The sequence below is a fragment of the uncultured Escherichia sp. genome (assembly GCF_948475835.1).
Taxonomy (GTDB): domain Bacteria; phylum Pseudomonadota; class Gammaproteobacteria; order Enterobacterales; family Enterobacteriaceae; genus ECMA0423.
Genome location: NZ_CAOLGM010000021.1, coordinates 1 through 15,838 on the forward strand (window position 1 = coordinate 1; position 15,838 = coordinate 15,838).

12 protein-coding genes are annotated in these 15,838 nt (G+C 50.3%); 5 read left to right on the forward strand and 7 right to left on the reverse strand.

Annotated features, from left to right (window positions below; translation table 11 throughout):
- Positions 1 to 370: 370 nt before the first annotated feature.
- Positions 371 to 1,771, reverse strand: coding sequence for an asparagine--tRNA ligase (gene asnS, locus QZF50_RS06445; protein WP_000117881.1), 1,401 nt, complete (start codon positions 1,769 to 1,771; stop codon positions 371 to 373).
- A gap of 168 nt (positions 1,772 to 1,939) precedes the next feature.
- Positions 1,940 to 3,142, reverse strand: a complete 1,203-nt coding sequence (pncB, locus tag QZF50_RS06450; RefSeq protein ID WP_001297200.1) for a nicotinate phosphoribosyltransferase — start codon at positions 3,140 to 3,142, stop codon at positions 1,940 to 1,942.
- Between the two features lie 265 nt (positions 3,143 to 3,407).
- Between pncB and pepN the strand changes: the two genes are divergently transcribed.
- Positions 3,408 to 6,020, forward strand: a complete 2,613-nt coding sequence (gene pepN, locus QZF50_RS06455; RefSeq protein WP_290388835.1) for an aminopeptidase N — start codon at positions 3,408 to 3,410, stop codon at positions 6,018 to 6,020.
- Between the two features lie 206 nt (positions 6,021 to 6,226).
- On the opposite strand, the gene ssuB is transcribed toward pepN, so the two are convergent.
- From ssuB to ssuE, 5 genes are read right to left on the reverse strand one after another with little or no spacing between them, the layout of a single operon-like run.
- A complete protein-coding gene (gene ssuB / locus QZF50_RS06460; RefSeq protein WP_001090514.1) occupies positions 6,227 to 6,994 on the reverse strand; it encodes an aliphatic sulfonates ABC transporter ATP-binding protein in 768 nt (255 codons plus the stop codon).
- The gene (ssuC, locus tag QZF50_RS06465; RefSeq protein WP_000235203.1) at positions 6,991 to 7,782 is read right to left on the reverse strand and encodes an aliphatic sulfonate ABC transporter permease SsuC; all 792 of its coding nucleotides are present in this window, start codon (positions 7,780 to 7,782) and stop codon (positions 6,991 to 6,993) included. The genes ssuB and ssuC overlap by 4 nt, the downstream gene beginning before the upstream one ends.
- A 10-nt stretch (positions 7,783 to 7,792) precedes the next feature.
- Positions 7,793 to 8,938: an FMNH2-dependent alkanesulfonate monooxygenase gene (gene ssuD / locus QZF50_RS06470; RefSeq protein ID WP_000055996.1), complete on the reverse strand. Its 1,146-nt coding sequence runs from the start codon at positions 8,936 to 8,938 to the stop codon at positions 7,793 to 7,795.
- Positions 8,935 to 9,894 (reverse strand): aliphatic sulfonate ABC transporter substrate-binding protein SsuA, encoded by a 960-nt coding sequence (gene ssuA / locus QZF50_RS06475; protein WP_001244318.1) that lies wholly within the window; start codon positions 9,892 to 9,894, stop codon positions 8,935 to 8,937. Before ssuA ends, ssuD begins: the two co-directional genes overlap by 4 nt.
- Positions 9,887 to 10,462, reverse strand: coding sequence for an NADPH-dependent FMN reductase (gene ssuE / locus QZF50_RS06480; protein WP_001263934.1), 576 nt, complete (start codon positions 10,460 to 10,462; stop codon positions 9,887 to 9,889). Before ssuE ends, ssuA begins: the two co-directional genes overlap by 8 nt.
- Before the next feature lie 355 nt (positions 10,463 to 10,817).
- Here ssuE and QZF50_RS06485 point away from each other — a divergent pair, with 355 nt between their 5' ends.
- From QZF50_RS06485 to QZF50_RS06500, 4 genes are all read left to right on the forward strand, one after another.
- Positions 10,818 to 11,360 (forward strand): fimbrial protein, encoded by a 543-nt coding sequence (locus QZF50_RS06485; protein WP_000750284.1) that lies wholly within the window; start codon positions 10,818 to 10,820, stop codon positions 11,358 to 11,360.
- An 82-nt stretch (positions 11,361 to 11,442) separates the two neighbouring features.
- Positions 11,443 to 12,144 carry a molecular chaperone gene (locus tag QZF50_RS06490; RefSeq protein WP_000845152.1) on the forward strand — a complete coding sequence of 234 codons (702 nt, stop codon included), beginning with the start codon at positions 11,443 to 11,445 and terminating at the stop codon, positions 12,142 to 12,144.
- A 24-nt stretch (positions 12,145 to 12,168) separates the two neighbouring features.
- Positions 12,169 to 14,766: a fimbrial biogenesis usher protein gene (locus QZF50_RS06495; protein ID WP_061892237.1), complete on the forward strand. Its 2,598-nt coding sequence runs from the start codon at positions 12,169 to 12,171 to the stop codon at positions 14,764 to 14,766.
- Positions 14,757 to 15,827 (forward strand): fimbrial protein, encoded by a 1,071-nt coding sequence (locus tag QZF50_RS06500; protein WP_001165655.1) that lies wholly within the window; start codon positions 14,757 to 14,759, stop codon positions 15,825 to 15,827. The genes QZF50_RS06495 and QZF50_RS06500 overlap by 10 nt, the downstream gene beginning before the upstream one ends.
- Positions 15,828 to 15,838: the final 11 nt, after the last annotated feature.

Here is a 15,838-nt window from a genome sequence, read left to right on the forward strand (position 1 = left end):
CCGTCATATTTCCATAGAAACGTGATGATATTTACAGCAATTTTTATCTATTTATATGATTTACTTATATTTAAATTAACTAAACGGAAATTTTGTTTCTGATGGAAACTTTATCGACCTGGCACAAAATCCTCTTTCAGACATCCAGAATGCCAAAAAATAGTATGAAAATTGTGCTATCAGCTAAGAAAAAACTAATCCGCAATAAGAATGCGGGTTATTTTTTGTGCGTAAATGTTGCAATGTAATATTCCGTAACAGGATGATCGTTATGGCGGGGTTGCAAATAGATTGCTTGACTTAACAAACAGATAACTTGACAGAAAGGATAAAAAAGAGCCAGCAGGCGCTGGCTCTTTGAGGAAGAAAATCAGAAGCTGGCGTTGCGCGGAGTACGTGGGAACGGAATCACATCACGCACGTTTTGCACGCCAGTTACGTAAGCAATCAGGCGTTCAAAACCAAGACCGAAACCTGAATGCGGAACAGTACCGTAGCGACGCAGATCGCGATACCACCAGTAATCTTCTTTATTCAGGCCCATTTCCAGCATACGCTCGTCCAGAACGTCCAGACGTTCTTCACGCTGGGAGCCACCAATGATCTCACCGATGCCCGGAGCCAGAACGTCCATAGCCGCAACGGTTTTACCGTCTTCGTTGAGGCGCATATAGAACGCTTTAATATCTTTCGGATAGTTTTTAACCACTACCGGTGCTTTAAAGTGTTCTTCCGCCAGATAACGCTCATGCTCAGAAGAGAGATCGACGCCCCAGTAAACCGGGTTTTCAAACTTCCTGCCGCAGTTTTCGAGAATGGTCACTGCGTCGGTGTAATCCACCTGCGCGAAATCGGCCTCAATGAAGCGTTCCAGACGTGAAACGGCATCTTTATCTACGCGTTCAGCGAAGAATTTCATGTCGTCTGCGCGTTCTTCGAGAACCGCTTTGAAGACATATTTCAGCATGGCTTCAGCCAGACCCGCGATATCGTTCAGGTTAGCAAACGCCACTTCCGGCTCCAGCATCCAGAATTCCGCCAGGTGACGGCTGGTGTTGGAGTTTTCAGCACGGAAAGTCGGGCCGAAGGTATAAATTTTGGATAATGCGCAAGCGTAGGTTTCGCCGTTCAACTGGCCAGATACGGTCAGGAAAGACTCTTTACCAAAGAAGTCTTTGTCGAAATCCACTTTGCCCTGATCGTTACGCGGCAGGTTTTCCAGATCCAGCGTAGAAACGCGGAACATTTCGCCTGCACCTTCGGTATCAGATGCGGTAATCAGTGGCGTTGAAACCCAGAAGAATCCCTGCTCGTTAAAGAAGCGATGCAGCGCCTGCGCCAGCGTATGGCGAACGCGCGCGACGGCACCAATCAGGTTTGTGCGCGGACGCAGGTGAGCGACTTCACGCAGATACTCAATGCTGTGGCGTTTTGCCGCCATCGGGTAAGTGTCTGGATCTTCAACCCAACCAGCAACTTCAACTTTGCTGGCCTGAATTTCAAATTGTTGCCCCTGGCCCGGCGACGCCACGACTTTACCCGTCACAATGACCGAGCAGCCGGTGGTCAGACGCAGGACGTCTTCATTGTAATTGGGCAGAGAATTATTGATGACAGCCTGTACAGGATCAAAGCAGGAACCGTCATAAACGGCGAGGAAGGAGATGCCAGCTTTTGAATCTCGGCGGGTACGTACCCATCCGCGTACGGTGACTTCGCTGTCAACGGCTACGCGGCCCTGGAGTACGTCGGCTACAGGCACAACGCTCATAATATTCTCTCTGTTAATAGTCGGAAAAAATAAACACTTGTCCACCCGTAAATGGGGGGATACCTATGTTACCTGGCATCTGCAATCAGACAAGCAGAATTCGCAAATGCAGCGAAAGATTTCGGAATTAAAGGTAAAAAAAGGGAGCCGATTAGCTCCCTGATGATATTAACTGGCTTTTTTAATATGCGGAAGGTCGAACGCTTTGCGCAGCGCCCGAACAAACGCTTTATCGTGGCAGATAGTTTTGCCAGGGCTGTCAGAAAGTTTCGCCACCGGTTTACCGTTACACTCAACCAACTTAATCACAATATTCAGGGGTTTTACCTGGGGGATATCGCAGGTCAGGCGAGTCCCAATACCAAAACTTAATTGCACGCGGGAAGAGAAGTGGCGGTATAGCTCAACCGCTTTGCGTAAATCCAGATTGTCAGAGAAAACCAGAGTTTTACTCTGTGGATCAATTCCCAGCTTTTCATAATGTGCAATGGCTTTTTCACCCCATTCAACCGGGTCGCCAGAGTCATGACGCAGGCCCTGATAGCGACTGGCGAACTCGACACCGAAATCACGCAGGAAAGCATCCATAGTGATGCAGTCGGTTAATGCAATGCCAAGTTGGTCGGGATATTCTTCCAGCCAGGCAGCAAGTGCAGCTCGCTGGCTGTTGGCTAGATCCGGGCTGATTTGCTGATGTGCCTGGAACCATTCGTGTGCCTGTGTTCCCATCGGCGTGAGGGAAAGCCGACGCGCCAGATCGTAGTTGCTGGTGCCCACGAACCAGGATTCCTGTTGCAGACGCTTAACGATGGTTTCTTGTACTTCGCGAGAAAAACGGCGACGGGTGCCAAAATCCATAAGATGGAAGCGCGACATATCAAGGCCGGCGGTTAACGCCGAGAAGTCGACTAATTTGCTTTCCAGCGTGTCGAGGGCTTGCGCAACGTCGGCCTGCGGTGAGCGATAGCGATGTACCATTTCACTGATAACCGCCAGCAAAGGAACTTCCCAGAGGATGACTTCACGCCACGGGCCGCTTAAACGAATATCCAGCTTGCCATTATCGTTGGATACGGTGACTTGTTCCGGGTTAAAGCGGAACTCGCGTAACCAGTTAAGATAGTCGGCCTTAAAGAAAGGCAGAGCAGAGAGCCACTGATATTCATCATCCTGCAGGCGCAGGTGCTGCATCGCCTGAATCTGTTCACGAATAGCATCGGCATAAATACCCAGCAGATCGTCACCTCGGCAACGAAACTCCGCCGCGACATGCACATCGTAATAGTGATGAAACACGGCTTGCTGCATATGCAACTTATAAGCATCTGTATCCAGCAACGAGTGCAGAACAGGAGAAGCGAATTGTGTCATAGGTGCGCAGTAGCGTCCTCGTACAGGAGCGTTTAGTACAATAAACATCTTCAGGAACTGCTGGAGTATACCTTGTTTCGCAATTTATTGAACCCCGATCACACCATATGCCACCTTTCTGGTCGATGGCATTACGCGGTGTATGTTATAAAAATGTAGCAATAAAGGCGTTTGTACCTGAAAAGATGAAGATTCTGCATAGCGCGATTTACGCAACAGGAATAGACTGAACACCAGACTCTATAAAAGATGCTAAAGGTTATTTATGACTCAACAGCCACAAGCCAAATACCGTCACGATTATCGTGCGCCGGATTACCAGATTACTGATATTGACTTGACCTTTGACCTCGACGCGCAAAAGACGGTCGTTACCGCGGTCAGCCAGGCTGTCCGTCATGGTGCATCAGATGCTCCGCTTCGTCTCAACGGCGAAGACCTCAAACTGGTTTCTGTTCATATTAATGATGAGCCGTGGACCGCCTGGAAAGAAGAAGAGGGCGCACTGGTCATCAGTAATTTGCCGGAGCGTTTTACGCTTAAGATCATTAATGAAATAAGCCCGGCGGCGAATACGGCGCTGGAAGGGCTTTATCAGTCAGGCGATGCGCTTTGCACCCAGTGTGAAGCCGAAGGTTTCCGCCATATTACGTATTATCTCGACCGCCCGGACGTGCTGGCGCGTTTTACCACCAAAATTATTGCCGATAAAATCAAATATCCCTTCCTGCTTTCCAATGGTAACCGCGTTGCGCAAGGCGAACTCGAAAACGGACGCCATTGGGTACAGTGGCAGGACCCGTTCCCGAAACCGTGCTACCTGTTTGCGCTGGTGGCAGGCGACTTTGATGTACTGCGCGATACCTTTACCACGCGTTCTGGTCGCGAAGTAGCACTGGAGCTGTACGTCGATCGCGGCAACCTTGATCGCGCGCCGTGGGCGATGACCTCGCTGAAAAACTCCATGAAATGGGATGAAGAACGCTTTGGCCTGGAGTATGACCTCGACATCTATATGATCGTCGCGGTGGATTTCTTCAATATGGGCGCAATGGAGAATAAGGGGCTGAATATCTTTAACTCCAAATATGTGTTGGCCCGCACCGACACCGCCACCGACAAAGATTATCTCGATATTGAACGCGTTATCGGCCATGAATATTTCCATAACTGGACCGGTAACCGAGTGACCTGCCGCGACTGGTTCCAGCTCAGCCTGAAAGAAGGTTTAACCGTCTTCCGCGATCAGGAATTCAGCTCTGACCTTGGTTCCCGCGCGGTAAACCGTATCAATAATGTGCGCACCATGCGCGGATTGCAGTTTGCGGAAGACGCCAGCCCGATGGCGCACCCGATCCGCCCGGATATGGTCATTGAGATGAACAACTTCTACACCCTGACCGTTTACGAGAAGGGCGCGGAAGTGATTCGCATGATCCACACCCTGCTGGGCGAAGAAAACTTCCAGAAAGGGATGCAACTCTATTTCGAGCGCCATGATGGCAGCGCGGCAACCTGCGACGACTTTGTGCAGGCGATGGAAGATGCGTCGAATGTCGATCTCTCCCATTTCCGCCGTTGGTACAGCCAGTCCGGCACGCCGATTGTGACCGTCAAAGACGACTACAATCCGGAAACCGAGCAGTACACCCTGACCATCAGCCAGCGCACGCCAGCCACGCCGGATCAGGCAGAAAAACAGCCGCTGCATATTCCATTTGCCATCGAATTGTATGACAACGAAGGCAAAGTGATCCCGTTGCAGAAAGGCGGTCATCCGGTGAATTCCGTGCTGAACGTCACCCAGGCGGAACAGACCTTTGTTTTTGATAATGTCTACTTCCAGCCGGTGCCTGCGCTGCTGTGCGAATTCTCTGCGCCAGTGAAACTGGAATATAAGTGGAGCGATCAGCAACTGACCTTCCTGATGCGTCATGCGCGTAATGATTTCTCCCGTTGGGATGCGGCGCAAAGTTTGCTGGCAACCTACATCAAGCTGAACGTCGCCCGTCATCAGCAAGGGCAGCCGCTGTCTCTGCCGGTACATGTGGCTGACGCTTTCCGCGCGGTGCTGCTCGATGAGAAGATTGATCCGGCGCTGGCGGCAGAAATCCTGACGCTGCCTTCTGTCAATGAAATGGCTGAACTGTGCGATATCATCGACCCGATTGCTATTGCCGAAGTACGCGAAGCACTCACTCGTACTCTGGCGACTGAACTGGCGGATGAGCTGCTGGCTATTTACAACGCGAATTACCAGAGCGAGTACCGTGTTGAGCATGAAGATATTGCAAAACGCACTCTGCGTAATGCCTGCCTGCGCTTCCTTGCTTTTGGTGAAACGCATCTGGCTGACGTGCTGGTGAGCAAGCAATACCATGAAGCAAACAATATGACCGATGCGCTGGCAGCGCTTTCTGCGGCGGTTGCTGCACAGCTGCCTTGCCGTGACGCGCTGATGCAGGAGTACGACGATAAGTGGCATCAGGACGGTCTGGTGATGGATAAATGGTTTATCCTGCAAGCCACCAGCCCGGCGGCGAATGTGCTGGAGACGGTGCGTGGTCTGTTGCAGCATCGCTCATTTACCATGAGCAACCCGAACCGTATTCGTTCGTTGATTGGTGCGTTTGCGGGCAGCAACCCGGCAGCGTTCCATGCCGAAGATGGCAGCGGTTACCAGTTCCTGGTGGAAATGCTTACCGACCTCAACAGCCGTAACCCGCAGGTAGCTTCACGTCTGATTGAACCGCTGATTCGCCTGAAACGTTATGATGCCAAACGTCAGGAGAAAATGCGCGCGGCGCTGGAACAGTTGAAAGGGCTGGAAAATCTCTCTGGCGATCTGTACGAGAAGATCACCAAAGCACTGGCTTGATACTTTTGAGCCAAAATGCCTGATGCGACGCTTGACGCGTCTTATCAGGCCTACAACTCCGTTGAAATTGCTGGTTTTGTAGGCTGGATAAGGCGTTCACGCCGCATCCGGCAGCCGTGCCCAACTGCCTGATGCGATGCTTGACGTGTCTTATCAGGCCTACTAGTCCGTTGAAAATGCTGGTTTTGTGCGCCACATCCGGCATATTAACCATGACGCCGAATCAGTTGTTCAGAATGCCCACGCCGCATTACCCGTTGCAATACTTCCGCTTCCAGCTCCGCTAATCGCACCGACCCTAACCGGCGCGGACGAGGGATATCCACCGTCAAATCCAGACCAATTTTTCCCTCTTCAATTAACAGCACCCGGTCAGCCATTGCTACCGCTTCGCTCACATCATGCGTCACCAACAGTACGGTAAAGCCGTGCTGCTGCCAAAGTGACACAATCAAATCCTGCATCTCGAGTCGCGTTAAGGCGTCCAGCGCCCCGAGCGGTTCATCAAGCAACAATAAACCCGGTCGATGAATCAACGCTCTTGCCAGCGCCACACGCTGTTTCTGCCCGCCAGAAAGTGCGGCAGGCCATTCCCCGGCGCGATTCTCCAGTCCTACTGCAGCCAACGCCCGACGCGCGGCATCGCGCCACTGGCCTTTAAGGCCTAACCCAACGTTATCAATCACCGATTTCCACGGCAGCAGACGCGCATCCTGAAACATCATTCGCGTGTCTTCCTGAATCTCAGCCAGCGGTGTGGTGCCCGCTAACACATCGCCTGCGGTTGGCGTTTCCAGACCTGCCAGCAGGCGCAGCAGGGTACTTTTGCCACCACCGCTGCGGCCCACCACCGCCACAAACTGACCTGCCGGAATATGTAAATCCAGTTGGTTCAGGACGATATTTTCCGCGTAATGTTTGCTTACTGCATTGAGCAACAATGGTGTGCCCTGGTTCAGACGAGCAGTATTCATACCGTGGCCTCCTTCAAATGATAAGCCGGGTTCCAGCGCAACCAGAGGCGCTCTAACAGCTGCGCGCTGACGTCAGCAAGTTTGCCGAGCAGGGCGTAAAGAATAATAGCGACTACCACCACGTCCGTTTGCAAAAACTCCCGCGCATTCATCGCCAGATAACCAATGCCTGAATTGGCAGAAATGGTTTCGGCAACAATCAGCGTCAGCCACATCAGGCCCAACGCAAAACGCACGCCGACCATAATTGAGGGCAGGGCACCAGGCAGGATCACATGGATAAACAGCGGTATGCCGGATAATCCATAGCTACGCGCCATTTCCACCAGACCGCGATCGATATTACGGATGCCATGCCAGGTGTTGATATAAATGGGGAATAGCGTGCCGAGCGCCACCAGAAAGATTTTTGCGGATTCATCAATGCCAAACCACAAAATCACCAGCGGGATCAGCGCCAGATGCGGTACGTTGCGCAACATCTGAATTGAGGTATCCAGCAGCCGTTCTCCCCAGCGAGATAGCCCGCTAATCAGTCCCAAAATCAACCCCAGCGATCCGCCAATTGAAAAGCCAATCAGCGCCCGCCAGGAACTGATCGCCAGATGCTGCCACAGTTCGCCGCTGGCGGAGAGCGTCCAGAACGCCGTCACCACCCCTTCCGGTGAGGGCAAAATACGCGTCGACAGCCAGCCAACTGAGGAGGCCAGTTGCCACACCGCCACGATGCCCACCGGTAAAAACCAGGGGGCAACGCGCAATAACCACTTCTTCACTGGCGTTGCCATTATTTCTTCCTTAACTTTGCGCGACTTTACGGGGGATAAAATCATTCGCCACCGCTTCGCCTTGCGGATTCAGCGGCTGCGGCTGGGGAATTTCCGGAATGGCGACATCCAGATGTGGGAACAGCAACTCGCCGACCCGATACGCTTCTTCCAGATGCGGATAGCCCGAAAGCACAAAGCTGTCGATGCCAAGCGCGGCGTATTCGTTGATTCGCGCAGCGACCGTAGGACCATCGCCCACCAGCGCCGTTCCGGCACCGCCGCGCACTAAGCCAACGCCCGCCCATAAATTAGGGCTGATCTCCAGATTGTCGCGCTTGCCGTTATGTAACGCCGCCATTCGCTGTTGTCCTACGGAATCCGTCCGGGCGAATGCGGCCTGTGCTTTGGCGATAGTTTCATCATCAAGATGCGAGATTAACCGCTCGGCGGCCTGCCACGCTTCGTCGTTAGTTTCACGAACAATCACATGCAGACGAATACCGAAACGAATTTTGCGTCCATGCGCGGCAGCTTTCGCCCGCACTTGTTCGATCTTCTCTTTTACTAGTTCTGGCGGTTCGCCCCAGGTGAGGTAGAGATCAACTTGTTCTGCCGCCAGCTCCTGGGCGACGTCTGACGATCCGCCAAAGTAAAGCGGAGGATAAGGCTGTTGAATCGGCGGGAAGAGCAGTTTTGCTCCGCGCACATGAATATGTTTACCGTTGAAATTGACGGTTTCCCCCAGCAATAAGCGCCGCCAGACCTGGGTAAATTCCGCCGAGGCTTCGTAGCGCTCGCTATGATCAAGGAACACGCCGTCGCCTGCCAGCTCTTGTGGATCGCTGCCTGTGACCAGATTAAACAACGCACGACCATTTGAGAGACGGTCAAGCGTGGCGGCCTGGCGAGCGGCAACGGTAGGTGAGGTTACGCTGGGGCGCAGGGCGACAAGAAACTTCAGCCGCTGCGTCACCGGGATCATCGACGCCGCCACCAGCCACGCATCTTCACACGATCGCCCCGTTGGGATCAGCACACCGGTATAGCCCAGACGATCCGCCGCTTGCGCAATTTGTTGCAGATAACCGTGATCAACCGGGCGTGAACCTTCTTCCGTTCCCAGATAGTGCCCGTCACCGTGGGTCGGTAAAAACCAGAACATATTCAGACTCATAATTGTTTTCCTTCCAGTTGAGTGGGCTGCCAGATGCGCTGGCGAATATCGACTTTTTTCGGCACCAGACGATTTTCATAAAACAGATCTGCCGTTTGCTGCTGTAAGGCGGCAATCTCGGCGTTAACCGGTTTGATGGTGGTAGGAGGGCGATGATCTAAGTAAGAGGCAATCACCGGTGCCGGTAAGCCCATCGTTTTTGCCAGTAAAGCGATGCTTTGCTCGCGCTGGCTGCGGGTTAACGCATCGGCCTCACTAAAGGTTGCCAGTACGCCCTGAATAAAAGCGCCGTTTTTTTCTGCATAGGGGCGAGCTGCCAGATAAAACGATCCGGTTTGATTGAGATCGGTGCCGTCTTTCAACACCCGCACGCCGCCCTGTAATAACGCAGCGGAGTAGTAGGGATCCCAGATAGCCCAGGCGTCAACGTTACCTTGCTGGAACGCGGCGCGGGCATCGGCAGGTGTCAGGTAAGTGGGTTGTATATCGGTAAACTTAAGTCCGGCCTGACGCAGTGCACGCAGTAAAAGGTTGTGTGAACTGGAACCTTTCTGAAAGGCAACTTTGTGACCTTTAAGATCGGCTACGGTTTTGATCGGGCTGTTTTCTGCCACCAGAATCACTTCGGCTTTGGGCTTCGGTGGCTCGACGCCCACATATACCAAATCAGCCCCGGCAGCCTGGGCAAAGATTGGCGGAATATCCCCGGTACTGCCGAGATCAATACTGCCAACGTTTAACGCTTCCAACATTTGCGGACCCGCGGGGAACTCCACCCAGGAGATTTTTGATTGCGGATAGCGTTTTTCCAGTAACTGGTGGCTTTTTGCCAGCACCATACCAATACTGCCTTTCTGATAGCCTATACGTAACGCTTCAGGCGAGGATTCTGCAGCAACCGCAAAAGTAGAGACGCTAAGCAATCCCGCCAGCGCCAGTTTAATGATGTTACGCATGGACATTACCTCGCAGAGACAGAAGGTCAGGAACCTGAACATCGCGGCGGTGCAATGCCTGCCAGAAAGTTTCTAGCGCGGTATCAAGACGGGTTTGCAGATTTGGCGTGAACTGGGGTCTGTGATGGTAATCAATGACTTGTGAGTCATCGGCAAACACGCCGTGCAGGATCTCCTGGGCTTTCAGTGCGCTTAAAACTGGTTTAAGGGCATAATCGACCGCCAGCAGATGGGCCACGGTACCGCCCGTCGCCAGCGGTAGCACCACTTTGCCTTGCAAAGCGCGCTCTGGCAGCAGGTCGAGCAGGGTTTTCAGCGCGCCGGAATAGGCGGCTTTATACACAGGTGTAGCGACTATCAGTCCATCAGCCTGTTGCAGCTGTTCGGTGAAGGTCTTGAGTGCCGGACTATCGAAACGAGCATAAAGCAGATCTTCCGGGGCGAAGTTTTGCAGATTCCAGTGATAAACCTCTACATCGAGGCCATTTAGTTTTTCCCGCGCATATTCCAGCAAGGAGCTGGAGCGAGAAGGAAAGCGAGGACTACCCGCCAGGGTGATGACACGCATACTCTCTCCTTATAACCAATTGTTCTTTTTTTGTTAACATTGATAACAATTCGGTCAGTCTGTCGGAGAGACAAGAAAATGCCAAATATAAATTTTGTGTATCTTTTTCTGAAAATAAACTAAAGAAAGGGCTTTATATATCACGCATATTTATTTGTTGGATAGTCATTAGATGTTGAATCAATGAATTACTCGTTCAGTTAATATTTAAATATTCATGAAATCTATAAATTAAAGATTTGTCACTTATTGGATTTAGTATGCTTGATTTAAATGGCGGTCAATTATTGTTATTATTAAGTCTAATGTCATTTAAAGGCATTATCATATTTACGAAGAGATCAGGATGATGACGATGAAAAAAAGTGTATTGACGGCGTTTATAACTGTGGTATGTGCAACGTCCAGCGTTATGGCAGCTGATGATAATGCTATCACGGATGGCAAAGTAACATTTAATGGTAAAGTTATTGCTCCAGCTTGTACCCTGGTAGCTGCGACGAAAGATTCAGTAGTCACATTGCCAAATGTCAGCGCCACCAAGTTGCAAACTAATGGAGCAGTCTCTGGCGTTAAAACTGATGTACCAATTGCCTTAGAAGGCTGTGATGTTACTGTAACTAAAAATGCGACGTTTACCTTTAGTGGTACGGCTGACGGCGTGCAACCTACAGCATTTGCCAACCAGGCTACCACCGATGCAGCGACGAATGTTGCTCTACAAATGTATCTGCCAGATGGTTCTACATCGGTAACTCCCGGTACCGAAACGTCGAATATTCAGTTAGCGGATTCTGCTGAGCAAACAGTGACCTTTAAAGTTGATTATATCGCTACGGGGAAAGCGACTTCTGGTAATGTGAATGCGGTAACAAATTTCCATATTAACTATTATTAATAGAACTCATTAATTGTTTTATTAATTAGTACCCCTCTAGTGTTCTGGAGGAGATATTCATATTTTTTAAGAGTGACTATTTATGAAAACTTGCATAACAAAGGGAATTGTGACCGTAAGTTTAACGGCAATATTACTCAGCTGCTCATCCGCATGGGCGGCAGGTAAAGGCGGGATTGGACTTGCAGCAACACGTCTTGTTTATTCAGAAGGTGAAGAGCAAATTTCACTGGGTGTACGTAACACCAGTCCGGATGTTCCTTATCTTATTCAGTCATGGGTGATGACCCCAGATAATAAAAAATCAGCAGATTTTATTATTACACCACCGCTATTTGTGCTGAATCCGGCTAATGAGAATCTGTTACGCATTATGTACATTGGTGCGCCGTTGGCGAAAGACAGAGAAACCCTTTTCTTCACTAGTGTACGGGCAGTCCCTTCAACAACGAAGCGGGAAGAGGGAAATACCCTGAAGATTGCCACACAAAGCGTCATCAAACTTTTCTGGCGACCAAAAGGTTTAGCGTATCCCTTAGGCGAGGCTCCGGCGAAACTGCGTTGCACTTCGTCAGCTGACATGGTTACGGTCAGTAACCCAACACCTTATTTCATTACCCTGACAGACCTGAAAATAGGTGGAAAAGTAGTTAAAAATCAAATGATTTCCCCCTTTGATAAATACCAATTTTCTCTGCCAAAGGGGGCCAAAAATAGCAGCGTAACGTATCGAACCATCAATGACTACGGGGCGGAAACGCCGCAACTCAACTGTAAATCGTAAGCCGTCTTCAGTTAAGAGAGCGAGATGTATAGAACTCATCGACAACACAGCCTGTTAAGCTCTGGTGGAGTGCCATCGTTTATTGGTGGGCTGGTGGTGTTTGTGTCGGCAGCGTTCAATGCACAAGCTGAAACCTGGTTCGATCCTGCTTTTTTCAAAGATGATCCCTCAATGGTGGCCGATTTGTCTCGTTTCGAAAAAGGACAAAAAATAACGCCAGGGGTTTATCGTGTCGATATTGTTCTGAATCAGACAATTGTAGATACGCGCAACGTCAATTTTGTTGAGATAACGCCAGAGAAGGGGATTGCCGCCTGTTTGACGACTGAAAGCCTGGATGCAATGGGTGTTAATACTGATGCGTTTCCGGCTTTTAAACAACTGGACAAACAAGCGTGTGTGCCATTGGCGGAGATTATTCCGGATGCCAGCGTAACGTTTAATGTGAATAAACTCCGTCTGGAAATTTCAGTACCGCAAATCGCCATCAAAAGTAATGCCCGTGGTTATGTCCCCCCTGAACGTTGGGATGAAGGGATCAACGCGCTATTACTGGGATATTCGTTTAGCGGGGCTAACAGTATTCATAGCAGCGCAGACAGTGATTCTGGCGACAGCTATTTTCTGAATTTAAACAGTGGCGTTAATTTAGGCCCATGGAGATTGCGCAACAATTCAACATGGAGTCGCAGTAGTGGCCAAACCGCAGAATGGAAGAATCTCAGCAGCTATTTGCAGCGGGCGGTTATTCCACTAAAAGGCGAACTGACCGTAGGTGATGATTATACTGCAGGCGATTTTTTCGATAGTGTCAGCTTTCGTGGTGTGCAGCTGGCGTCAGATGACAACATGCTGCCAGACAGCCTGAAAGGGTTTGCGCCTGTGGTGCGTGGTATCGCCAAAAGCAATGCCCAGATAACGATTAAGCAAAATGGTTACACCATTTACCAAACTTATGTATCGCCTGGTGCTTTTGAAATTAGTGATCTCTATTCCACGTCGTCGAGCGGTGATTTGTTAGTTGAAATCAAAGAAGCGGACGGCAGCGTCAATAGCTACAGCGTACCGTTTTCCAGCGTGCCATTACTCCAGCGTCAGGGGCGAATCAAATACGCGGTGACACTGGCGAAATACAGAACCAATAGTAATGAACAGCAGGAGAGCAAATTTGCCCAGGCCACGTTGCAGTGGGGCGGACCGTGGGGAACGACATGGTATGGTGGTGGACAATATGCTGAATATTACCGTGCCGCCATGTTTGGTCTGGGATTTAACCTTGGCGATTTCGGAGCAATTTCGTTCGATGTGACCCAGGCGAAGAGTACGCTGGCAGACCAAAGCGAACATAAAGGTCAGTCATATCGTTTTCTGTATGCCAAAACGCTCAACCAATTGGGCACTAATTTTCAATTGATGGGCTATCGCTATTCGACGTCGGGTTTCTACACCCTTTCCGACACCATGTATAAACATATGGATGGCTACGAATTTAATGACGGTGATGATGAAGATACGCCGATGTGGTCGCGTTATTACAATTTGTTTTACACCAAACGTGGCAAACTGCAGGTCAATATCTCCCAGCAATTAGGCGAGTACGGTTCGTTTTATTTAAGTGGTAGCCAGCAAACTTACTGGCATACCGATCAACAGGATCGGCTATTACAGTTTGGCTACAACACGCAAATTAAAGATCTCTCGCTGGGGGTTTCCTGGAACTACAGTAAGTCCCGTGGTCAACCTGATGCTGATCAGGTGTTTGCACTAAATTTTTCCCTGCCGCTCAATCTGTTGCTCCCCAGAAGTAATGATAGCTATACCAGGAAAAAAAATTACGCATGGATGACCTCTAACACCAGTATCGATAACGAAGGGCACATTACACAAAACCTGGGTTTAACGGAGACACTACTCGATGACGGTAACCTGAGCTACAGCGTGCAACAGGGATATAACAGCGAGGGGAAAACGGCTAATGGTAGCGCCAGCATGGACTACAAAGGGGCGTTTGCAGATGCCCGAGTGGGCTACAACTACAGCGATAACGGCAGTCAACAACAACTGAACTACGCTCTTTCAGGCAGTTTAGTTGCCCATTCACAGGGCATTACCCTGGGGCAATCGCTGGGGGAAACTAACGTCCTGATTGCAGCACCAGGCGCAGAGAATACTCGTGTGGCGAACAGCACCGGGCTGAAAACTGACTGGCGCGGATATACCGTTGTCCCCTATGCCACTTCTTATCGGGAAAATCGAATCGCACTTGATGCGGCATCGTTAAAACGTAACGTGGATCTTGAAAATGCAGTAGTCAACGTGGTTCCCACCAAAGGGGCGTTGGTTCTGGCGGAGTTCAATGCCCATGCGGGAGCAAGGGTATTAATGAAAACATCAAAGCAGGGTATACCGCTGCGTTTTGGCGCGATAGCGACGCTGGACGGCATACAGACTAATAGCGGCATTATTGATGATGGCTCGCTCTATATGTCCGGTTTGCCCGCTCAGGGAGCGATAACTGTACGCTGGGGCGAAGCTCCCGATCAAATTTGTCATATCAGTTACCAGCTTACCGAACAACAAATTAACTCTGCGATTACGCGAATGGATGCCATATGCAGATAATCTTTGGAGAAAAATGCGTGTTATTACTACGACTATTTTTTGCCGCCGTCTTAATGCTATGGTGCGCTCAAACTGCTGCTTATAGCGGGCAGTGTCATACCACTCAGGGGAATCCGTATATTGGCGTCAATTTTGGCGTTAAAACCCTGGAGGAAGAAGAAAATACGGCTGGAGTAGTTAAAGACAAATTTTATCAGTGGAACGAATCGAATGATTATTATGTTTCCTGTGATTGCGATAAAGACAATGTCAGAAGTGGCCGATGGGCATTCGCCGCGGATTCACCGTTAGTCTATTTAGGCGACAACTGGTACAAAATTAATGACTATCTTGCCGCCAAAGTTTTATTGCAGGTTAAAGGCAGTTCTCCTACTGCGGTTCCTTTCGAAAACGTGGGCACAGGGGCAGATACACGATGGCATATTTGCGATCCCGGCGGTCAACGTTTAGGTGGCCAGGGGGCTAGCGGTAATAGCGGTAGCTTTTCCCTGAAAATATTGCAGCCGTTCGTTGGTTCGGTCGTCATTCCTCCTATGGCGCTGGCGCGATTATTTGAATGCTACAACATACCCGCAGGTGATTCCTGCACGACTACAGGTACACCGGTTTTAGTGTATTACCTGTCTGGTACGATCAATTCACTTGGCTCATGTTCCGTCAATGCCGGAGAGACTATCGAGGTCGATCTGGGCGACGTATTTGCGGCTAACTTTCGTGTTGTAGGGCATAAACCCCTTGGGGCCAGAACGGCAGAACTCGCAATTCCAGTCAGGTGTAACACGGGAAACGCGGGGTTAGTTAACGTCAACCTGAGTCTGACGGCAACCACAGACCCCAGCTATCCCCAGGCGATTAAGACGTCACGTCCTGGCGTGGGCGTGGTGGTGACCGATAGCCAGAACAACATTATTTCCCCTGCTGGTGGAACATTACCGCTCTCTATTCCTGATGATGCAGACAGTATCGCGCGAATGAATGTCTATCCAGTCAGCACGACAGGTGTACCACCAGAAACCGGGCGATTTGAAGCCACGGCAACGGTGAGAATAAATTTTGATTAACGCGTGAACGT